This is a genomic window from Vibrio sp. E150_011, from assembly GCF_053544015.1.
In genome coordinates this window covers 137,208-160,014 of sequence record NZ_JBHFOL010000005.1, presented here as the reverse complement: position 1 = coordinate 160,014, position 22,807 = coordinate 137,208, and the positions used below count along the sequence as shown (strand labels likewise).

Below are 22,807 nucleotides of genomic sequence, written 5' to 3'. Positions count from 1 at the left end.
GCTGCGATTAAGTTATATTTCACTTCACTCCGACAGAAACAACCGTTCTGCCGGATAAATTATGTTGCGATTACAGTTCGCAGTAATCGGTATCGGTTAGGTTTTTACAAGGGAAACGCCATGCACGACCATCGTTGTGCAACAGTTGATCGCATTCTTTTGGTCCCCACGTGCCACACGCGTAACCATAAAGTGCCTGAGGACCTTGCTTGAAGTCCAAAATAGGCTGTACGAACTCCCAACACGCTTCCACTGCATCAGTACGAGCAAACAGCGTAGCATCACCGTTGAGCGCATCAAGTAATAACCGCTCGTAAGCCGTAAGCATTTGTGTCTCTTGTAGCGAGGCATAGTGGAAGTTCATTTTCACTTCTTTGGCATTAAAGCCAACACCAGGTTCTTTCAAACCAAAGCTCATCTGAATGCCTTCATCTGGCTGGATGCGAATCACGAGCTTGTTTTCTGGTGCATTTTTGCCAAACACTGGGTGGGGGGTTTGTTTAAAGTGGATAACCACTTCAGTCACTCGTGTCGGAAGGCGTTTGCCCGAGCGGACATAAAACGGCACGCCGTTCCAACGCCAGTTATCGATAAACATTTTCAAGCCAACGTACGTTTCCGTTCTCGAATCACTCGCGACACCATGCTCGTCACGGTAACTAGGCAGAAATTGACCACGTACATTTGATTCCGTGTATTGGCCTAGTACTAGGTTGTCACGAAGGTCATCTTCAGACAGAGGACGCAAACATTGTAGTACTTTAACCACTTCGTTTCGGATCGCGTCTGCATTGATTTGAGCGGGAGATTCCATGCCCACCATCGCCAACACTTGAAGCAGGTGATTCTGGAACATGTCACGAACCGCACCAGAACCATCGTAGTAACCGCCGCGCTCTTCAACCCCAAGGAATTCAGCGCCGGTAATCTCGACATAATCGACATACTGGTGATTCCATAACGGTTCAAACATCGCATTGGAAAAACGCAAAACCAAAAGGTTTTGAACCGTTTCTTTCCCTAAGTAATGGTCAATACGGTAGATTTGGTGTTCTTGAAAATGCTCGTGGATTTCTTTGTCTAGCTTACGTGCCGATGCAAGGTCATAACCGAATGGCTTTTCGATGATCAGGCGCTTCCAACCTTCTGTTTCATCGTTCAGTCCGTGCGCGGCAAGGCTAGCTGGGATAATGCTGTATAGGCTTGGCGGAGTCGCCAAATAAAACAAGGTATTACGTTGCTCAAAGCCATACTTATCAGCCAGATCATCTAGTCGAGTAGACAGCTTGGCGTAATCTTGTGTATCAGAAGTATCGATGGCTTGATAATGAAGAAACTCACAAAACGCATCAAGCGATTCTGGTTCTGTCTTCTCCATTTCTTGAAGCGATTTCTTGAGCTTTTCTCGGTACGACTCGTCACTGTATTGTGTGCGACTGACACCAAGAATTGCGAATGATTTTGGCAGCTGATTGCTAGCAAACAAATGGTAAAGTGCAGGGATCAACTTACGGTAAGTAAGGTCGCCTGAAGCACCAAAAATAACGATGCTGCTGTTTTCAGGGATTAGCATCTTTTTTCCTTTAACAATGGGGGCAATGGTTTAGCGGACGCAATGTTAACAGCGTGCCAGATAAAATGAAAATAAGTTTTACCTATTCAAAGGATAGGCAAAATCACTGAATGTAAAGGCAACGGTATCTGGATTATAGATGCTCTTTAAGCGAACAACGTCACTAATCGGTCAAAGAGCATCAAACCGTGCTGTTTCGTTCAATAAAACGAACGGGCACCATCAAGCGAACCAAGCTTGTATCTCTTTCTTTTATCTGGCTGGCGATGATTTTAACGGATTCTTTCGCTAAACGAGTAAAGTCTTGTCGGAATGTTGATAGTTCATAACTTAACCACGTTGCCTGAGGTATATCATCAAAGCCAATAACTTGAATGTCTTGCGGGATATTGAGATTAAACTCATATCGTGCGACATCCATAAAGGCCATCGCTAGGTTATCAGTCGCACAAAATACAGCCTGTGGTCGACGGTTGTTTTTGAGTAGCCTGCGAATATCGTCGAGCGCACCTGAATAATCATAATCGGCTTCTATGACCTCCGGCTTGTTCCCAGTTAACGTTTGGAATTCATCACAAAATCCATCGACTCGATCTTGGTTAGTTAGTGTTGGCACCTCCCCTGTGAGGTAGACAACATCGGTTAGACCATTATCCGAAAATTTCTGAGCTGCAATCTGGCCTGCGGAATAGTTATCACTAATAACATAACTACTTTTCGTCCCACCAACCACCCTCGCATATTGCACCACGGGTATATTAAATTCTTCGCATTCTTCATACAGGGCGGTATTGAAAGTAGCAGAAGCCGCAATCACTCCGTCTACACGATATTGGAAAATGTTGGGGATAGAGTGTTGGTTATCACCGTCGACTTGCCAAGGTATAAGAACCGCTGAGTAACCCATGTTTTGCAGTTCACTACTGATAAGTTGCAGTGTTTTCATATGGATTGGGTAATCAGCATCAGGAAAGACTAAACCAATCAGTTTTGATTGATTCGTTGTTAAACTTCGTGCAAACGCATTTGGACGATAATTCAGTGCTTTTGCCGCCTCAAACACCTTTTGTTTGGTTTTTTCTGAAACAGAGCTGCCCTCAACAAATACTCTTGATACCGTTGATTGCGAGACTCCCGCAAATTTAGCCACATCTTTCGATGTCACCGTCTGTTTAGAAGTAGTCATTTTAATTTTAATTAGCCAACAAATGACGTCAAAATATATCATAAAATGGTACGTAATCATAAATCAACAAAGCCTTATGTTCCAAAAAACATAAGGCTTTGTTGTGAGTATCCACCATTTTTTGGGTCGTACCCAATCACTTTTTGATGAGTATTTACTCAAAGTGACAATAGAGTGAGAGGTTCTAAATTAAAAGTAGTAACGTATACCCGCAGAGAACTGATTATCTCGGTTATCGTAGTGATCATTTACATACTGATCATTACCTTGGTCGAACTGATATTCAGCCCAAAGCAAAAATGTATTTTTGGTGAAATGATACTCTACCCCCGGGATAATCGTCTGGCGCTCATAACCGCTGGCGTTCTCATCGGTACTCACGAGATAATTAATATTAAGTGTTGGACGGAAACCATTTTCAAAGTGGTAGTACGTATACAACTCTGCACCGCGTGAGTCGTAAAACTCTGCATTATCATTTACTTCCCACTTATCCCCTTGGCTATAAGTCGCACCAACATAGAACCCATCTAATGTGTAGTTAGCCCCTAGGAGCGCTATTCTCTGAACGTCTCCGTCCTGGATGTTAAACGCGTTTTTTATATCCGCGAATTCATTTTGATGATATGCCACACCCAACGTTAAGCCATTATCAAATGCATAAGACGTTGATGCCCCCATACCATTCTTTAATGTGGCGGTTGCAGCACTCGCGCCCGTCCCTGCCAACGAAACATCATTTCGCGTGGTTTGGTAGGTGAAACCATACTTCCAATCACCGGCAATATCATTTCGATAAGTAATAGAGTTCTCAGCACGACCAGTACCAGAAGCGATACCCCAATCGGCTAGGTTATAATAACCTGTACCACGCGAGCCATAAGTACGACCTAAATCCGTATACCACGCAACGTCATAAAAGGTGCTCCATTGTTTAGTGCCAGCAGCCACTTTACCCCACTTGTCGTGCTCAACACCTGCGTATAAAAGACGACTATAGATATCATTTGCGGTAGATGATGAATTGTAACCCCACTCAGCATGGCCAAACCCTTGCCAACCATTCTCTAGCTGTTTAACACCTCTGAACCCAAAGCGAGAACTACCGCTATTGAATTCATCTGTGCGCGCGTCATAAGATTGGCTATCTTCATCAAAGTTACGGGCTTTATTTTGATAACGAACTTCAAAACGGCCATCAAGAGTCAGTGAGTCACCGTTATCATTAGTAAAAGTGTGTGCCGCTATCGTGGTGGTAGAAGTAAGTACAGAAACCACTAATGCACTTAATACAGACTTTTTCATTTGCTTCCTACTTTTCAGGCAATAGAGTGCCTCCGTGCCTAAGCGCCCGTTTGAAATATTTATAAAGGAAAGCGATGCCACATCCTGTGGCATCTGTTGGGAGCAGATTCGGAATAATGCATATTCCGAATCGTAGGTGTAACTGGTGAACTACAAAGAAGGGTTTACAATCGAAGCCGTACGTTCGAACACATCAATACCTTGTTGTTGTAGCCAATAAGGTAGGTCAATCAGCACCCAGTTTTCAGAAAGCTTGTCACCGTCACGGTAATAAACATCGACCACTTGCATGTTGGCGCGCACCTCTCCACCAGGCATTCCTAGGAAACCACCTGTTGGAGTATTCGACAAGTTTGGCCAACCAAAGAAACAAGAGAAGCTTCCTTCAGCAAAACGACATACGTGACCGTTAAACTTTTTATCTTTTAGGTTGTTGCGGAACGGAAGTTGGTGCTGCTTCTGGTAACGAGGGATAGTATATGAAGCACCGATACCACAAGGGCCATACCAAATCATGTCTTCAGACCAGCTTTTTGCTAAGACTTCTGGTGGACAACCCATCGCGCCACTGTCATTAAGCGCCGAAAGGTCTTCGACCATTTTATTAACTAATGCAAGCGTCGCTACCCCTTCCTCTGGAGCTGCATCTTCAAATAACAGGCCATCATGGTTACGTGGACCAGGATATACAAAATGCTTACCCGTTGATGGAGGTAGCGGGTAACAACCCGCTTGATCCATTGCGCCCAACAAGTCCAAAAACAGGCCTGTTTTGGTAATTTTTCCATTTTCTACACAGTTAAATTCTGCGTAGCGAATGTTCATAATCTTGCCTGTTGGTCGCATCCCTAGATATTCAGCGTCAAACAACCCCATGAAATGCCCCATGCTCATGACCCAAATCTCACCAGAGGTCACTTCATTTTCACCACCGATAAAAATATCTTGGCGACGTTGCATGCGAGTCATTGATTTCATCAATGGTGCCCAAAAAACTTCTGCGGCTGCGTCAGCCCCTTCTTGCTCACGAAATGGGTAGACACCACGCCATAAGTAATCGTCTGAGGTATGCGCTTTTAGTACGTCTGCTACATTTTCATGTGTCGCTTTTTCCATTGCGTCGAAGTAGTTACGAACAACGCGTTTAGCATCTTGATATTGTGACATTATCATCTCTCTTTTACTGATGAGTCAGTTTGGAACAGGACTCGAATTAAAACTGGTTGTCAAAAAGTGACTTCATTTATCAGAACTCACCATTTGTAGAATCACTTATCGTTAGGCGTGGACTTTTTCTACTTTTTTCTCTTTATAGAAAACGCCGCCTTTTAATGTCTCTGGGAGTGTTAGCCATAGAAGACCCGCAATAATCCACACGATTGGTGAACCCCACATCGCCGTTTGCAAGTCTGTACGCTCTTGAATAAAAATAAGTACCATAGGTGCCCACATACCGATAATACGACCACCGTGAAATAGTGCTGCGCCGTAACTGCGTAAATGAGCAGGAAATAGTTCAGAGAAATATCCACCCCAAACGGCGGAAGAAGATAGGCCAAAGTTATAGATAAGACCGAGGATCGCTAGCATATTTAAACCGCCAACAACCATGTCTCCGGGTGCGACGAAAAAAACTGAGACCATAATACCCGCAAGAATAAAACCAAATGCGTTCACTTTACGACCGTACTTATCTGATGCCCATCCCCAAAACCATGCGCCAAACAGTGAACCGAATGCCGAAATAGAGAAAATGAGGCCAATCGTGCCGCCATCAAACATACGGACATCACGAAGGTAAGTGGTTACAAAGCCACCGAAGAATTGAAATCCATAGAAATTCAAGCCAGACAGCAACAAACACGTCATTGTAATTGTGCGGTAGGGCTTACTCAGCATTTCTCCCCATGAGCCTTGCTTCGCTTTAACTTCAACACCACTTTCGCTAACTGTCGTTTGTTGTGCTTCCTCTCCGTATGCAATCACTTTTTTATCACTCGGGAGTACAAACACCATGGCGAAAGCAGCGACTAATGGTGGAATACCACCGACCCACATTAGGCTTTCCCAAGGAGCATCTATACTTGTAATAAAGGCGGCATAAGCACCCATTGCAACCAAAGCAACAGAAAACATTGACGATGCAAATGCCGTTAATTTGCCACGCACCGAAGGTTCAAATAGACCAATCATTAAACTTACCGCGACGGTGAAATAGCCACCTAGCGATAAACCGATAATAAAACGCATCGCTGCCCAGGTTGTGTAATCCGTGAACATCATGTTAATGATGGTCGCGCCACCATTAAGTGCTGTAATTGCGATCAACGTCGATTTTTTACCCAGTTTAGTGGCAAACCATGCACAGCTTAGTGCGCCAATCAATGCGCCTACTGATTGCCATGTATAGAACTGAGCCGTATCAGACAGGCTAATACCGTCATAAGCCTCTACAATGTAAGGGCGTACGTAGTCAATTATTACGAAGTTATAACAATAGAAAAAGTAACCTACCAAGATCGCAAGGTAAGCGGCCACCCTTTGAATTACTGGTATTTCACTCATGTGTTTTTTAGCGGACATATCCGTTAAACCTCTATTTTAATTGTATTAATTATGGTTTGTATTTTTCAGCAGCTATTGATTTAGTGCGATAACCGCCTTCGTTATTTCGGAAAGGATCTTACTTTCTATTGTCGTCACAGATCCGTGATCCACATCAAAAACAAATGAATACGCACCCATTTATAACTCAAAGTGGACAGAGATCACATTATCAATGCATCATTTGATTTTTTAGCCATAATTCAATTTTAAGTTGATTGAAATCACATAAACCTTGCAAAAACCATATTTAATACCATCGATATGGTTATTATTCATCGCTCATCATTATCAATAAAACGGGAGCCCGGTAAAATGGTTACGTATTCAAGCCTGATTGTGGTTGCTCTTTACATAACAAGCACTCTGTTTATTAGTTATTTAGTCAATAGAAAATTGAATGCTGGTGGCGATTTCTCCACCGGTGATAAGCAGTTTGGTTGGGTAACAGCAGGTGTGTCTATTCTGGCGACTTACATTAGCGCGATGACCTTTATCGGTATGCCTGGATGGGTCTACGGTTCGGGAATGGAAGCATTAAGTATCCATCTTAATTATCCGTTAGTCATATTTTTTGCCGTGGTCTTTTTCGTACCTATCTTTTACAAATTGAACCTAACGTCGATTTACGAGTACCTCGAATTGAGGTTTGGTATCTACGCTAGAACGATAAATTCTATTGTTTTTCTTATCGTACAGTGCATATCAGCTGGTGTTATTTTGTATGCTGTTGCGCTTATTCTCAAACAAGTCTTACCCGTATCAACGACCGAAGCCATTATCTACATTAGTATTTTCACCGCAATTTATACCTATGCTGGCGGCATATCAACGGTCATATGGACTGATATGCTACAGTCAGTGGTGCTTGTAATCGGTACGATCGCTATCCTAATTAAGTTAATTTTTGACCTTGATTCAGGATCAAATACCACACCAGAGATGCTAAACATTATCAATATAAGTACCGACCTATCGGTCGATACAACATTATGGTCCGGGTTATTCGCAGTTGCGTTCTTACATCTTAGTGTTTATGGCACTAACCAATTGATCATACAAAGAACTCTTGCGACAAAAAATGTAAAAATGGCCCAAAAATCAATGCTACTTTGCGGGTATGGCGCTTTTTTTATCTATTTGTTGTTTGCCGTACTCGGCGTGTTGCTAAATGCTTACTATGATGGACAAGTGTTTGATAATCGAAATGAAGTCATCTTAGATTTTGTCTTTAACCATACCAATCCCCTCATCATAGGCTTGATTATTTCAGCCTTAGCAGCAGCAGCCATGTCAACGCTTGATTCAACTTATAATTCTATGGCTACTGTCGCAACCTTTGACCTTTATAAGCGTTTTATCAAACCCACCGCTTCTAAGGAACATTATGATACAACAGCACGTAAGCTGAGTTTGCTTGCTGCCGCTTTGGTTGTCGTTCCAGCTTTGCTTGCTGTATCTAATGAATCTGTGTTAAAAACCATCGCAAGTCTCACTTCCATTTTTGTTGGCATTCGACTTGGCTCTTTTGTTCTCGGCATTGGATTCAAACAAGCTAATGAGAAAGGAGTCATTGTTGGCAGCCTTGCTAGCATTGCGATGGTCTTCGCCGCCAAAGAACTCGAGATTTCATGGCCGTGGTACGCGTTGCTAGGCACTATTGCGTTCTTGATAACCGGTATCATTACGAGCTTTTTTTGGGGCAAAAATAGTACAGAACAACTAAAATTCATAAAAAGACAGAAACAATTAATTGCCAAACCTCAAGCAAGTCATTATGGACTTTTCTTGTTTGCTGCTTTCACAATCGTCCTCTGTTTTTATATTCCAGACTGGCTCGGTTCAGTCTTGCTCTAAAAGGTTAATAAAATATGTTATCGATTTTTGAGATTTTTAAAGTTGGAGTCGGTCCCTCAAGCTCCCACACAAACGGCCCTATGATTGCAGGTTTTGAGTTCACACAATTGCTGAACAGTAATTTAGAACACATTCAACGCATCCAGGTCGATCTCTATGGATCTTTGTCTTTAACGGGAATCGGCCACCATACCGATCGCGCTACCATTCTTGGTTTGCTGGGTAACCAACCTGATACGATTAAAATCACCAGTGCCAATGAAGCGATGCGTGCCGCTATTAAAGACGGTACATTGGCGCTTTCGGGGAAAAAGAACATTGCGTTTAATTTCAAAAAGGACATCCTTTTCCACGAAGAAAACCTGCCAATGCATGAAAATGGCATGACTATTTCGGCCTTTGATGCTGACGGCAACCGCCTTGCTTTTGAAACCTATTACTCCATTGGTGGCGGCTTCATCGCAACTGAAGATGAGCTGAAGTTCGGAAAAAAAACCAAAACGACAGAGGTTGAATTTCCGTTTTCTAGCGCAGACGAAATGCTTGAGAAGGCAGAGAAAAGCGGCATGAGCCTAGGGGGATTCATTCTTCGCAATGAAGTGTCATTCACGAGTATGGAAGACATTGATGCCAAAGCCGAACAAATTTGGCGCGTCATGATGCGTTGCATGGAGCGTGGTTTTGAAACCGAAGGTATCTTAGACGGCGGCCTTAATGTCACTCGTCGTGCGCCTAATCTACTGAAAAAGTTAGAAGCCAATGCCGCGATAGAAAATGATCCAATGGAAATCCTCGATTGGATTAACCTGTTTGCGTTTGCGGTAAGCGAAGAAAACGCGGCTGGCGGACAAGTCGTCACCTCCCCAACCAATGGTGCCGCGGGTGTCATTCCAGCGGTATTGATGTACTACCATCGCTTTATTAAAGAGCTCGACACGAAACAATTGAAAGACTTTCTTGCCGTCTCTGGTGCTATCGGTATTTTGTACAAGACGAATGCTTCTATCTCTGGTGCAGAGGTGGGTTGCCAAGGCGAAGTCGGTGTTTCATCATCCATGGCCGCAGCGGGCTTAACGGCGCTTCGTGGCGGTAGTAATGAACAAATCTGTATTGCGGCTGAGATTGCGATGGAGCACTCACTCGGTATGACCTGCGACCCGATCGGTGGCTTGGTTCAAGTTCCGTGCATCGAGCGAAATGCAATGGGCGCAATGAAGGCGATCAACGCATCCCGCATGGCGTTAAAGCGCACTAGCAAATGTCTTATCTCGCTCGATAAAGTGATCGAAACCATGTATCAAACTGGCAAAGATATGCATAAGAAATATCGAGAAACCTCTCAAGGCGGTTTGGCATTGATTCATCTTGCCCCACCTTGTGAGTAAGGCCAGTAACATCGACGAGTAAATCAATGGTGGGTTGAATTGGCGTCTCCCCTGCCTATCAATCTCTCGCTAACAACACAAAGAAAGGCGGCCAATGGCCGCCTTTCTTATTATAAAAACTCAGTGCCCTTATTGAGCAATTAAGTCTTTATATGCGATGGTTTTACCCTGTGGTTTTTCATTTGCCAATTTCGCTTTTGGTGCACCAGGTTGTGCCAACCAGTACTCACGATCTTTTTTCTCATTGAGCTTAGGCCCACACTCACCCTGAACACCGCTACGCTCTAAACGTTGTAATACTTTGTCTTGCGCGGCGGCTAACCCGTCCAGTGCTTCTTGCGGCGTTTTCTCACCACTTGCTGCTTCAGAGACATATTGCCACCATAGCTGTGCCAACTTAGGATAATCGGGAACATTGGTGCCTGTTGGTGTCCATTGCTTACGTGCATCACTGCGGTAGAACTCAACAAGCCCACCGAGTTTAGGCGCAACATCCGTCATCGCTTGTGAATTGATATCAGATTCACGAATCGGCGTTAACCCGACCAACGTTTTCTTCAAACTTACCGATTTAGAGACAACAAACTGAGCATACAACCACGCCGCTTGACGGCGATCAAGAGGTGTACTGTTCAAAAATGTCCATGCACCCGTATCTTGGTAACCGAGCTTCATACCCTCTTCCCAATATGGCCCTTTCGGAGATGGCGCCATGCGCCACTTTGGTGTGCCGTCTTCATTAACGACAGGGAGTCCGGGTTTGGTCATGTCAGCAGTAAACGCGGTATACCAAAAGATCTGCTGTGCGACCGAGCCTTGCGCGGGAACCGGTCCGGCTTCACCAAACGTCATGCCTTGTGCTTCTGGCGGTGCGTACTTCTTCAACCAATCAACATATTTCTGTGTGGCAAAAACCGCAGCAGGGCCATTCGTCGCGCCACCTCTTGTTACGTCGGAGCCTACAGGGCTACAACCCTCAAGTCGGATACCCCATTCATCTACCGGTAAGCCATTAGGTAACCCTTTATCACCCGCGCCCGCCATCGAGAACCACGAATCAGTAAAGCGCCAACCGAGAGACGGGTCTTTTTTGCCGTAATCCATATGACCGTAGATTCGTTCACCATCGATCATTTTTACTTTGTCGCTGAAAAACTCTGCTATGTCTTCGTAGGCTGACCAGTTCAACGGCACTCCTAGCTCATAACCGTACATGTCTTTGAATTTTGCTTTAAGGTCATCACGTTCAAACCAATCGGCACGGAACCAGTAAAGGTTAGCAAATTGTTGGTCAGGCAATTGATACACTTTACCATCAGGGCCCGTTGTAAAATCGAGACCGATGAAATCAGGAAGATCTAGATAAGGGTTCGTCACACTCTTACCGTCGCCAGCAATAAAATCAGAGATTGGGACAACTTTTCCGTATCGAATGTGCGTTCCGATCAAGTCTGAATCATTGACGTAGGCGTCATAGATGTTGCGGTCGGTTTGCATCTGCGTTTGCAGCTTCTCTACCACATCTCCCTCTTGGATCAGATCATGGTTAACCTTGATCCCTGTAATTTCGTAAAAGGCTTTTGCTAACACCTTCGCTTCGTATTCATGGGTAGTGAGTGTTTCGGAAGCAACGTTAATTTCCAGACCCTGGAACGGTTTCGCGGCGTCGACAAACCATTGCATCTCTTGCGTCTGTTCGTCGGCGCTCAGTGTGGATGGCGTAAACTCTTCATCCATCCACTTTTTCGCTGCTGCCATATCTGCATAAGCATCAGGCGACACGGCTGCAAACATTAGTGACAATGAAATACAGGTGGCGAGATAAGGTTTTTTTATATCCTTTTTCATTATTATTTTACTCCGTTTATGCGGTTTACGTTATTGGTCACTACGTGACTGTGTTTATAGCGCTAACAATTGCAATGCTAAGTATTGCAATATCAGCCATTACAACGTCGGTTATTACGTTCTTTACTGTTACGCTATTCGTTTATTCATCACGCGTAGGCAACAATAAATACGTTCTAATCAGTGGTTCTTATTCTCTTATCATTGAAATATCCAAATAATGGTTATTTCATAAATCACATGATTAATATTGTTATTAACTCAACTTTTCAATTGATTAGTGTTTATTATTCACCCCCATTTTAATACCACCGCTAACCAAATTATGGATAGTAAAAATGGCACCCAAATAGACAACTCCGTCGCCCCAACAAACCCTAAGTGAATGTATGCTGCGCTTAATAGCCCAATAAAAAGCCTGTCACCGCGCGTGGTACTGATTGGCAAAAAGCCTTTTCTCTCTATACACGGCGATTTAATTTCTAACACTGTCATAGTAAATAAAATCAGTGCAATACCTAAAAAAAACAGCGCTGATGGTGTTGTCCATGCCATCCAAGTCATCATCGTTCTCCTGTTAAACTCGACCCAATGCGAACCCTTTCGCGACATGATTTCGTACAAACCAAATCACGAGTATTCCGGGTAAAATAGTTAATACGCCTGCTGCGGCTAGCACGCCCCAATCAATCCCCGAAGCACTGACGGTTCTCGTCATGACCGCTGAGATTGGCTTTGCATCAACCGACGTCAATGTTCGAGCCAACAACAACTCTACCCAGCTAAACATGAAGCAAAAGAATGCTGTGACACCAATGCCCGAGCCAATCATAGGCAAGAATATTTTTGCAAAGAACCTTGGAAAGCTGTAACCATCGATATAGGCCGTTTCATCAATCTCTCTTGGGATACCTGACATAAAGCCCTCTAGTATCCATACCGCAAGCGGCACGTTAAAAAGACAATGCGCCAACGCCACCGCAATATGGGTATCAAACAGCCCTACCGATGAATACAACTGAAAAAAGGGCAATAAGAATACAGCTGGCGGAGCCATTCTGTTGGTTAAAAGCCAAAAGAATAAGTGCTTATCGCCCACAAACTTATACCGTGAAAACGCATACGCAGCTGGCAAGGCGACGAGCAATGTGATGCACATATTCATCACCACATAGATAACGGAATTCACATAACCCATATACCAAGTTGGATCAGAGAATATCGTTTGGTAGTTTTTAAACGTCCACACTTCTGGCCAAAAGCTTAAGCTCCCCAATATTTCTTGGTTTTCTTTAAATGACATATTAAGCAACCAATAAATTGGCAGCATCAGGCACACTATATAAAATGCCAGTCCTACTATTTGCGTATATCTCGTGTATTTAGATTTAGTCACTGTATATTCCCTTATTTGTTTTCACCGTGCGTCATTGCGGTATAAAACAACCAACTGACTAGCAATATAATTAAGAAGTAGATGATAGAGAAAGCAGCGGCTGGACCAATATCAAATTGACCAATCGCCATTTGTGTTAATGTTTGGCTTAAGAATGTTGTCGAATTACCGGGTCCCCCACCCGTGAGGACAAAGGGTTCGGTATAGATCATAAAGCTGTCCATAAAGCGAATGAGAACACCGATTAGCAATACACTTTTCAGTTTAGGCAGCTGGATATAACGTATGATTGACCAGGTTGACGCTCTGTCGATATTGGCCGCTTGATAGTAAGCATCTGGAATCGCTCTTAGCCCTGAGTAACACAACAATGCAATCAACGAAGTCCAGTGCCAAACGTCCATTAAGATAACCGTCAACCATGCGTCGATAGGATTCCCCGCGTAGTTGTAGTCAATGCCTAGGTTGTTAAGGGACCAACCTAAAAGACCAATGTCTGCCCGGCCAAATATTTGCCAAATGGTTCCGACCACGTTGAGAGGAATTAACAACGGCACCGCAAGAATGATTAAACAAAATGCCGACCATTTACCCTTTGTTGGCATCGTCAACGCCACAATGATTCCGAGTGGCACCTCAATAAACAACACCGTAAACGTAAACCCGAACTGCCTAAGCAACGCCCCATGCAAGCGTTCATCATTGAGCATTTCTCGGTACCATTCTGTTCCAACAAAATACGCATTGTTCGCGTCAAAGATATCTTGTAGTGAGTAGTTCACCACGGTCATTAAAGGGACAATGGCGCTAAAGGCTACCAATACGAATACCGGCAGTACAAGAAACCAAGCCTTGTTATTCGTTACTTTATTCATTGGTTCTCTCCTACATTCACCAGATATTCGTCCACATACAACATGGTCCATTGCTCAGGAAAACTAATGTAGGCAATCTCTTTAGGGACCAGTTGGTCTTCTTGTAGGCGAGCTTTGATTGTCTGGTTGCCCAGCTTGAGCGTGAGGATTTTGTACGTACCTAAGTCTTCAACATGCTCAACGCGAGACACCAGCGCGCTAGGCGTTTCGTTTTCCCACACGTGCACAAACTCAGGTCGAATTCCGATTTTGATGTTATCGCTCGCGGTTGCGGCAATGACCTCTTGAAATGCTTGCGATAGCGGTATCTCTATATTGTCAAATGACACGCCATGTTCGGTGGGCGCCACCGCCATTAAGTTCATACCAGGACTGCCAATAAAGTAGCCAACAAACGTATGGTTCGGGCGTTCAAACAACGCCCTTGGTGTCCCAAACTGCACGATTTTTCCGTCATACATCACGGCGATTTCGTCGGCAAATGTCGACGCCTCCAGCTGATCATGTGTTACGTAGACCATGGTGATGTTGAACTGTTGGTGAATCTGCTTGAGCTTGCGGCGCAGTTTCCATTTCAATTGCGGATCAATGACCGTGAGTGGCTCATCAAACAAAATCGCAGACACGTCATCACGGACAAGCCCTCTTCCCATCGAGACTTTTTGCTTTTCGTCCGCCGTTAAATGTTGCGCCTTTTTTGACAACACGTTGGTCAGCTCTAAGATCTCGGCAATTTCTGTCACCTTAGAGTGAATTTTCGCCTTGTGTACCTTCATATTTTTGAGTGGAAAGGCTAGATTTTCATAGACCGTCATGGTGTCGTAGATGACCGGGAACTGAAACACCTGCGCAATATTTCTATCTTGTGGACGCAGGTCGTTAACTTTTAAATCGTCAAACAGTACCTCTCCTTGAGATGGGCTCATCAAGCCTGAAATAATGTTTAAAAGCGTTGATTTCCCGCATCCCGATGGACCAAGTAATGCGTATGCCCCGCCTTTCTTCCATACGTGGTTCATTTCTTGAATCGCATAAATCGAAGACGCATCCGGAGATTTGTCGTACGTATGCGCGAGTGAATTGAGCGTGATTTGCACCATGATTATCGACCTCGCACATCATGAATTGGGGCATGAATGAGTTTTTCATCCATGCCAAACACGTAAAACTTGTGGATAGGAATATAAATCTTGATTGTTTCGTCAACGTCATAGCTATGCACACCAGCCAAGTGAAGCACCAAATCAAAATGCGCGTTGCGTACATGAAGAAACGTTTCAGAGCCACTGATCTCAGCAACTTCGACTTGCACAGTTAGCTCTACGTCGTCATCATTTTTTGGCAATAAGCTGAGATGACTTGGCCTGATACCAAAGTTGTATCGGTCTTTTGGCAGGTGACTAAGCGATTGGTTAAGCGAAAAGTGCGCACTCTGGTCAAACGTGACCTCACTATCCGTCACATCGCCACACAATAAGTTGATAGGTGGCTCACTAAACAGCGTTGCCGATACAATGTTGTCTGGCTGATGGTAAACCTGAGGCGTAATGCCGGTTTGCACGACATTTCCTTCATGCAATATCGTTGTCGTTCCTCCTAAAGCAAGGGCTTCATTAGGCTCTGTTGTGGCATATATCGCGATGGTGTGACGCGTCTTGAACAACTCTCTCATTTCCTGACGTAGCTCTTCGCGTAACTTGTAGTCCAAGTTAACAAGAGGCTCATCAAACAAAATGATTTCTGCGTCTTTGACTAACGCACGCGCCATGGCCGTGCGTTGCTGTTGACCACCAGATAGCGCCAAGGGGTGCTTGTTTAGGTGCTCTGTGATGCGCAGCATCTCGGCGGTCGCATGCACGCGCTCTTGAATCTCTTTCTTTGGCATTCCAGCCAACCGTAGCGGTGAAGCAATGTTTTCGAACACCGTTAAGTTAGGGTAATTAATGAATTGTTGGTAGACCATTGAGATATTTCTGTCGCGCACTGACACCCCAGTGACATCTACGCCGTTCACTTCAATTTTCCCAGATGTCGGCTGATCTAAGCCTGCGATAAGACGCATTAACGACGTTTTTCCTGCCAACGTGCGCCCCAGCAGCACATTAAACGATCCGGGTTCAAACGTGAGGTTGATATCGGAGATATGGGCTTCTCCATCAACTATTTTGCTTACCTGCTCAAGTGTTAGCGACACTAGTAACTCCTACATTCCCAAACAATAACTTTCGATATTGCTCACTATTGCGAGAGTTGTGCCAACCTACCATCAAGTTAACAAAATAATTACATTTATAAATATAACTCATTGAAGAAATAACAAAAAAACACTAACCCATTGTCATGTCTTGATTTTAGTCGCTATTTTGTTTTGTTGATCCAGGTAACACTTGTTAACAATTTGTGTTCACAGTGTTCAGCAGAATGATATGTTAATTGCGCAATTAGTGAACACTATTGTTCGCAAACGAACCTTTAGTGTGTTCACTCTATAAATGAATTCGGGTAACGATATGGATAACACTCACAAGATTATCATCGATAAATCGTGGCAACGCTGCCGAGAAGCGGGACTCTCCCATTCCAGCACGCCTATTATCGAAATGTCGACCGGGCAATCCTTCACTCACATCGCAGAAGAAAGCGAGAGTTTAATCCATACGACCCAACAAAAAGTACTTCCGTTTTATGATAGCCTGCTCGCCAATAGTAACTGTTTGATCTCATTAGCGAACCCTCAAGGCCAAGTCCTCAACAGCTGGGGAGAGCAGCACTTTTTTAGCCGTCAGCAACCCCATGTTTTCAAAAATGGCGTGCACTGGAAAGAGAGTTTAATTGGCACCAATGCGATAGGAACGGCGCTACAAACCGGCTCCGTTGTGCAGATTTTTAGAGACGAGCACTTTCTGTCATGTAATCGATTTATGGCAGGATCTGCCGCGCCGTTGTTTGATGCCGACCGAAGACTTACTGGCGTGTTGTCGATTTCAAGTGACGCCTATATGCCTACAGCGCATACGTTAGGTATGGTCAAACTCATGTCTCAAGCAATTGAAAATCAGCTCATCACCAGCCGTTTTCAAGATGACCACTACCTGTTTTGGTTTAATTCATCGCCCGACAATATCGATAGTCAGTGGTCTTCACTCTTAGTATTCAATGAAGCGGGTATTATCGTGTCGGCGAATCGAAGAGCAGAAGTTGTATTGGGGAAAAATCTTGCACTGCAACGTTTTGAGCAAATTTTCGATGCGAAACTAAATCATGTGATGTCACACCCTGCTTTTACGCCATTTCCAGTGTCATCCCTTAATCAATCCCGAGTGTTCGCCATTATTCTTCCGCCAGCTAAGCAAAAGGCTCGACAACTTGATTACCGACTCGCTGCGCCTGAAAACGTGCCCTCCAAGGTTAACGATGCGCCTCTTGATCTCGCAGGAATCAATATGGGTGATCCTCGCTTAGCAAAGGCGATTAACCAAGCCAGTCGAATTCTACATACCGAAATACCGATTTTGATTCATGGGGAAACAGGGGTTGGGAAAGAAGTCTTTGTGAATGCTCTTCATCAATCCAGTGCGCGAAAGAACGCACCTTTGATTGCCGTAAACTGCGCTGCTATTCCGTCAGAGCTTGTTGAATCGGAGCTGTTTGGCTATGAAAAAGGGGCGTTTACTGGCGCTCGTACACAAGGTTACATCGGCCTGATAAGAAAAGCCGACCAAGGTACCTTATTTCTTGATGAGCTAGGTGATATGCCAATGAATGTACAAGCTCGGCTATTACGGGTACTACAAGAAAGGCAAGTGACGCCACTGGGTTCAACATCGTCTTATCCTGTTGATTTTAAGCTGGTTTCAGCGACGAACCGAAATCTTAAAATCGATGTTGACCAAGGCACTTTTCGACAAGATTTGTATTATCGAGTGACTGGACTAAACATCACACTCCCCGCCTTGAGAGAGCGTACCGACAAAGAAGCGTTAATCTCATACCTGCTACGTAAGTATTCGCAGTCTGAGTCGTTACCCACGCTTAGCTTTGATGTGCTGTCATTATTTAAATCACACCCTTGGCCGGGCAATTTACGACAGATGGTGAGTGTCATTCAGATTGCAGTGGCGATGTCTGATACTGAGACCATTACCATAGAACACCTTCCCGACGACTTTTTGAATGATTTAGAACCAACCGTTCATTCTTCTTCTGAACCCATTATTCCACAAGCACTAGACAACCCTCCTGATGATTGGTTATCCGTGTATGAGACTCACGGGCGCAACGTTTCCGCTACTGCAAAGATCCTAAACGTCAGCCGAAATACTTTATACAAAAGGTTACGTGAACAAGGCATTCGTTAACGGGTCCCCAGTTGCATTCTGGGGACCGATTAGATTGATAAGAATACTTGCACTATGACGTTAGTTTATCTTTCAAACGCGACATCACTGAGGTTTTAATCGTACTTAACCTTGGCTTATCTTGTTCTTGGAATGGTATAGGCCGCATCAACATCATTGTCTTCAACCCTAATCGCGCAGTGATCAACCCCACGCCTAATCCTTGCCCTGCCCTAGCGGAGAGTTTCTCTGCGATGTTTAATGACAGAATGTCAGCGCTCGATTCTATAGCGAGCTCACTTGCACCGGCCAAGGCAATATTCACCAATACCAATTTAAACAACTTCAAGCGAGACCAATAACCCAACTCGACCCCGTAGACTTCCGATAGTTGATCGATCATTTTGAAGTTTCGCCACGCTATCAACAGCATATCGGCAATCGCCAATGGACTCAACGCCACCAGCAACGCCGCTTCTCCTGATAACCTAGAGACCGTTGTGAGTGCCTGTTTATCTTGCTCTTTAATCACCATAGATTGATACATGTTCAGCACTTCAGCATCGCTGTGCGCGCTATGAACACTGTTTTTCCATCGGTCAAAAGCAGGGTGTTCAGGTTGAATGCCAGCTTCATTAGCTAACTTTTGACAGAAGGCTTGCCCTTGCCCAACACCATCATTGTCAATAATGGCTTCCGCCTGTTCTTGAGCAGAAAAATGGTCTTTCAGTTTTCTCAGTTTGTATAACTCTTTGCCAAAAGCACCAATTCCTAGCACAGCGACGGCGGTCACTAATCCAGACCAACCCAGTGATAACCAATCACCGGTATTGATTGCCGTCACGACATTGTCGACGGCTTGCCAACCAACAAGCCCAGTAAACACAAGTAGGAATGAACTTGCCAGCCAACCTTTCTTACTGCTTCCTTTGACGACTTGTTCTAATTCTTGTCCCTCCAAGTCATCGGATGGTTCCGGCGCCGCAGGGACAAAGGTTTCTTGTGGCTCAAATAAGGTCTGGCTATTCACTTCTTGCGAATGTTCTAATGTAGGTTCTTCATCGGCGAATACTTTTCGCCCTTTTATGTCATTCATCGAAGTTTATCTCCAATTAAGTACTGTAGTGCTTTATCAATTCGTATGTGACTACAAGGTGCATCCGGTTCATTTTCAAGAGGCCGAAATGCCGTAAATTCGAATCGATTGTCTTGCCAATATTCTGGTTTTGGTAGCTTTGCCGGTACATCACCTGGATAAAGGGTTATCGACTCACCAGCCAATGTTGTACCTCGCAATGCGGGCATATTCTCGGCACTTTTTCCGACAAACCCTGCCTGAGTCGCTCGAATAGACGCGACACTCATACAGCTCATTTCGATGTTTTCAAAGGCGGTATCTTGCCAAGCAGGGTGAACCAACTGTTGTAATAAGCTGACTAAGTTATTGTGTTGCTCTGGCGTCACGTGGTCCGCCTTAGTTGCGGCAAACAATATCTTGTCAATCCGAGAAGAAAATAGACGACGCAACAAATTGCTTTGTCCATATCGAAAACTCTTCATAATTTGTTGCAACGCATCTTTCATATCATGAAATGATTCATTACCTGTCATCAAAGGTTGTAAGCAATCTACCAGCACAATTTGACGGTCAAAGGTCGAGAAATAATTCTTATAAAACTGTTTCACCACCTTACTTTGGTATTCTTCATAGCGGCGTTTCAACATGTCATAACCGCTATTTTTTGTTAATTTTTCAGCGGGGGTACGGCATGGAAAAAACTGCAACACTGGCGCGCCTTGTAGCTCTCCGGGTAATACAAACCTTCCAGGTTGCACCCAGTGTAGGCCGCGTTTTTTGCATTCCAGAAGATAGTCCGTAAAATCTTGCGATATCGCGGCTATCTGCTTTTCATTCGCTTCAGCATTAACGTCAAAAGCGTCTAGGCTCGACAACCATGTCTCCGCACATTCTTGACGAATGCCCTTCAAATTATCGAACTGCCCCTCACTCCACTGTTCAAATGTCATGTCTAACAAAGGCAAATCCAGTAACCATTCACCGGGATAGTCAATGACATCAATGTACAGTGTGGATGTTTTGCTTAATAATCTCTTGGCCCCTTTTGCGGGTTTGTATTTCAACGCCAAGCGAATTTCACTGACATCTCGAGTAGGTTTCGGCCAATCCGGCGGGGTCGAATGCAATTGTTCCAACGCGTCATCATAAGCAAATCGCGGCACCATCAAATTTGACTGTGGTACACGTTTCGCGCCAATAAGCCGATTATCTCTCGCACATTCTAATAAGGGCAGATTGTCATGCGTTGAGGTATGAAGCAGTTGATTGACTAGTGAAGTAATGAATGCTGTTTTCCCAGCACGAGACAACCCAGTGACCGCAATTCTCACATGAGAATCCATACTTCTATGCAGGATGTCAGAGACTTCTTGACCAATTCTGCTCATTCAACGTACTCCAAATAATTAACGAGGTGACAGTATGTACTATACGAGATTAACGAAACATGAACAAAAAACCCCTGAATAAATTCAGGGGTTTGAATACAACAGCGTAGGATTTAACTTAATCGTCTTCAATCAATTTGTAGATAACAAAGAGTGCAATTTCAAGAAGTGCGGTCAATACGCAGGCCATGGTGACATACTTTTCATTAAAGATGCTGACACCATGAAAAATAAGATCGTAGCCAACAAAAAAGCCAACGATGAGCAGTACCGCTATCTGTAATATTTGTATAAATCGAGGCATTCGTGCGCTCTCCTTCATTGTTTTTATTCAGTATACGACTGAATTATAGATAAAAAAGAGAAGATGTCTGCACATCCCCTCTTATTTTTTTTTATCTATGATGCCTTTTCTGCTTCCGCAATTTTCACTTTCCAAGTATCTGGTCCGATCTGGTGAGCATTGGCACCTCTCGAGTCAACCGCCACTGTTACCGGCATATCTTCCACTTCAAATTCATAAATCGCTTCCATGCCAAGGTCTTCGAACGCGACAACACGTGCTTTCTTAATCGCTTTTGCCACTAAATATGCCGCCCCGCCAACCGCCATCAGATACACTGCTTTGTGATCTTTAATTGATTGTACCGTCGCAGGGCCACGTTCCGCCTTGCCAATCATGCCCATAATGCCGGTTTCATCCAACATCATATCGGTAAACTTATCCATTCGTGTCGAGGTAGTCGGACCCGCAGGGCCTACGGCTTCATCGCCAACGGCATCAACAGGGCCAACGTAGTAAATGAACTTACCTTTAAAATCGACGCCAGCAGGTAAGCCTTCACCACTCTCCAGCATACCTTGGATACGCTTGTGTGCTGCGTCACGACCTGTGAGTATCTTGCCCGAAAGTAGAACCGTTTCGCCTGTCTTCCACTCTTGTACGTCTTCTTTCGTCACTTCATCTAGGTTCACTCGGCGCGTGTTAGCGCCAGCTTCCCAAGTAATGTCTGGCCACTCTTCCAGTTTTGGTGGAGTCAGCTCTGCAGGACCAGTTCCATCGAGCGTAAAGTGGACATGACGAGTTGCCGCACAGTTTGGAATTAAACACACAGGTTTTGACGCTGCGTGAGTCGGTGCCGTTTTGATTTTCACATCAACGACGGTCGTCAGGCCACCAAGACCTTGCGCACCAATACCAAGCTTGTTTACTCGATTGAAGATATCAAGACGTAGCTCTTCTTCTGCATTTTCAGGGCCTTTGTCGATAAGTTCCTGAATGTCGATATGTTCCATTAGTGATTCTTTCGCCAACACGGCCGCTTTTTCGGCCGTACCACCAATGCCTATGCCAAGCATACCCGGTGGGCACCAACCTGCCCCCATTGTCGGCAGCGTTTTCTCTACCCACTCGGCAATATCATCAGAGGGGTTTAGCATGACCATTTTGGTTTTATTCTCAGAGCCACCACCTTTAGCAGCAATCTGAATTTCTACCGTGTTACCGGGTACCATATTGATATGAACGACGGCCGGTGTATTGTCTTTGGTATTAATTCGCTTACCAGCTGGGTCTTTTAATACTGATGCGCGTAAAGGGTTATCTGGGTTGGTGTAGGCTTGGCGCACGCCCTCATCAACCATTTGCTGAACCGTGAGATCAGACTCCCACTGAACATTCATCCCGATGTTAACGAAACACGTCACGATGCCAGTATCTTGGCAAATCGGACGATGTCCTTCTGCAGACATACGCGAGTTAATCAAAATCTGGGCAATCGCGTCTTTCGCTGCTTGACTCTCTTCTTTTTGATACGCCTTATCTAGGGCTTGAACAAAATCGAGAGGGTGATAGTACGAGATGTACTGCAATGCATCAGCGACACTACTGATTACGTCTTCTTTACGAATAATCGCCATGAATACCTCTTTATTTTAATTGCTTCCTGGATGACGGACTGGTTTTATTGCAGCA

At 44.4% G+C, this 22,807-nt stretch carries 18 protein-coding genes; 3 read left to right on the top strand and 15 right to left on the bottom strand.

From position 1 onward, the window contains the following. Nucleotides 1-70: 70 nt before the first annotated feature. The 5 genes from zwf to ACE1OE_RS10545 all read right to left on the bottom strand — a co-directional run bounded on the left by zwf (nt 71) and on the right by ACE1OE_RS10545 (nt 6,647). Nucleotides 71-1,573: a glucose-6-phosphate dehydrogenase gene (gene zwf, locus ACE1OE_RS10565; protein ID WP_449210995.1), complete on the bottom strand. Its 1,503-nt coding sequence runs from the start codon at nt 1,571-1,573 to the stop codon at nt 71-73. A 181-nt stretch (nt 1,574-1,754) separates the two neighbouring features. Beyond that, on the bottom strand, nt 1,755-2,759 hold the full coding sequence (locus tag ACE1OE_RS10560) for a LacI family DNA-binding transcriptional regulator (protein ID WP_449210994.1): 1,005 nt from the start codon (nt 2,757-2,759) through the stop codon (nt 1,755-1,757). 189 nt (nt 2,760-2,948) lie between these two features. Beyond that, the gene (locus ACE1OE_RS10555; protein ID WP_449210993.1) at nt 2,949-4,064 is read right to left on the bottom strand and encodes a porin; all 1,116 of its coding nucleotides are present in this window, start codon (nt 4,062-4,064) and stop codon (nt 2,949-2,951) included. Between the two features lie 150 nt (nt 4,065-4,214). Continuing rightward, on the bottom strand, nt 4,215-5,231 hold the full coding sequence (locus ACE1OE_RS10550; RefSeq protein ID WP_449210992.1) for a nuclear transport factor 2 family protein: 1,017 nt from the start codon (nt 5,229-5,231) through the stop codon (nt 4,215-4,217). Nucleotides 5,232-5,342: 111 nt separating this feature from the next. Continuing rightward, on the bottom strand, nt 5,343-6,647 hold the full coding sequence (locus ACE1OE_RS10545; RefSeq protein ID WP_449210991.1) for an MFS transporter: 1,305 nt from the start codon (nt 6,645-6,647) through the stop codon (nt 5,343-5,345). A gap of 336 nt (nt 6,648-6,983) precedes the next feature. Between ACE1OE_RS10545 and ACE1OE_RS10540 the strand changes: the two genes are divergently transcribed. Further along, nucleotides 6,984-8,525, top strand: a complete 1,542-nt coding sequence (locus tag ACE1OE_RS10540; RefSeq protein WP_449210990.1) for a sodium:solute symporter family transporter — start codon at nt 6,984-6,986, stop codon at nt 8,523-8,525. Nucleotides 8,526-8,539: 14 nt separating this feature from the next. Then, nucleotides 8,540-9,910: an L-serine ammonia-lyase gene (locus ACE1OE_RS10535; RefSeq protein WP_449210989.1), complete on the top strand. Its 1,371-nt coding sequence runs from the start codon at nt 8,540-8,542 to the stop codon at nt 9,908-9,910. Between the two features lie 129 nt (nt 9,911-10,039). On the opposite strand, the gene ACE1OE_RS10530 is transcribed toward ACE1OE_RS10535, so the two are convergent. From ACE1OE_RS10530 to ACE1OE_RS10505, 6 genes are all read right to left on the bottom strand, one after another. After that, nucleotides 10,040-11,758 carry an ABC transporter substrate-binding protein gene (locus ACE1OE_RS10530; RefSeq protein WP_449210988.1) on the bottom strand — a complete coding sequence of 573 codons (1,719 nt, stop codon included), beginning with the start codon at nt 11,756-11,758 and terminating at the stop codon, nt 10,040-10,042. 291 nt (nt 11,759-12,049) lie between these two features. After that, complete coding sequence (locus ACE1OE_RS10525; RefSeq protein ID WP_449211101.1) at nt 12,050-12,322, bottom strand: DUF2160 domain-containing protein; 273 nt, start codon at nt 12,320-12,322, stop codon at nt 12,050-12,052. Between the two features lie 13 nt (nt 12,323-12,335). Further along, on the bottom strand, nt 12,336-13,154 hold the full coding sequence (locus ACE1OE_RS10520; RefSeq protein WP_449210987.1) for a carbohydrate ABC transporter permease: 819 nt from the start codon (nt 13,152-13,154) through the stop codon (nt 12,336-12,338). An 11-nt stretch (nt 13,155-13,165) separates the two neighbouring features. Continuing rightward, nucleotides 13,166-14,029, bottom strand: a complete 864-nt coding sequence (locus ACE1OE_RS10515; protein WP_372059996.1) for a carbohydrate ABC transporter permease — start codon at nt 14,027-14,029, stop codon at nt 13,166-13,168. Further along, on the bottom strand, nt 14,026-15,129 hold the full coding sequence (locus ACE1OE_RS10510; RefSeq protein ID WP_449210986.1) for an ABC transporter ATP-binding protein: 1,104 nt from the start codon (nt 15,127-15,129) through the stop codon (nt 14,026-14,028). Before ACE1OE_RS10510 ends, ACE1OE_RS10515 begins: the two co-directional genes overlap by 4 nt. Nucleotides 15,130-15,131: 2 nt before the next feature. Beyond that, nucleotides 15,132-16,223, bottom strand: coding sequence for an ABC transporter ATP-binding protein (locus ACE1OE_RS10505; protein ID WP_449210985.1), 1,092 nt, complete (start codon nt 16,221-16,223; stop codon nt 15,132-15,134). Between the two features lie 316 nt (nt 16,224-16,539). On the opposite strand from ACE1OE_RS10505, the gene ACE1OE_RS10500 reads away from it, so the two are divergent. Then, complete coding sequence (locus ACE1OE_RS10500) at nt 16,540-18,387, top strand: sigma-54-dependent Fis family transcriptional regulator (RefSeq protein ID WP_449210984.1); 1,848 nt, start codon at nt 16,540-16,542, stop codon at nt 18,385-18,387. Between the two features lie 52 nt (nt 18,388-18,439). On the opposite strand, the gene ACE1OE_RS10495 is transcribed toward ACE1OE_RS10500, so the two are convergent. From ACE1OE_RS10495 to ACE1OE_RS10480, 4 genes are all read right to left on the bottom strand, one after another. After that, the gene (locus ACE1OE_RS10495; RefSeq protein ID WP_449210983.1) at nt 18,440-19,462 is read right to left on the bottom strand and encodes a YcjF family protein; all 1,023 of its coding nucleotides are present in this window, start codon (nt 19,460-19,462) and stop codon (nt 18,440-18,442) included. After that, nucleotides 19,459-20,832: a YcjX family protein gene (locus ACE1OE_RS10490; protein ID WP_449210982.1), complete on the bottom strand. Its 1,374-nt coding sequence runs from the start codon at nt 20,830-20,832 to the stop codon at nt 19,459-19,461. The genes ACE1OE_RS10495 and ACE1OE_RS10490 overlap by 4 nt, the downstream gene beginning before the upstream one ends. Before the next feature lie 118 nt (nt 20,833-20,950). Then, nucleotides 20,951-21,136: a hypothetical protein gene (locus ACE1OE_RS10485; protein ID WP_102471558.1), complete on the bottom strand. Its 186-nt coding sequence runs from the start codon at nt 21,134-21,136 to the stop codon at nt 20,951-20,953. Nucleotides 21,137-21,231: 95 nt separating this feature from the next. Continuing rightward, the gene (locus ACE1OE_RS10480; RefSeq protein WP_449210981.1) at nt 21,232-22,752 is read right to left on the bottom strand and encodes a fumarate hydratase; all 1,521 of its coding nucleotides are present in this window, start codon (nt 22,750-22,752) and stop codon (nt 21,232-21,234) included. Nucleotides 22,753-22,807 lie beyond the last annotated feature (55 nt).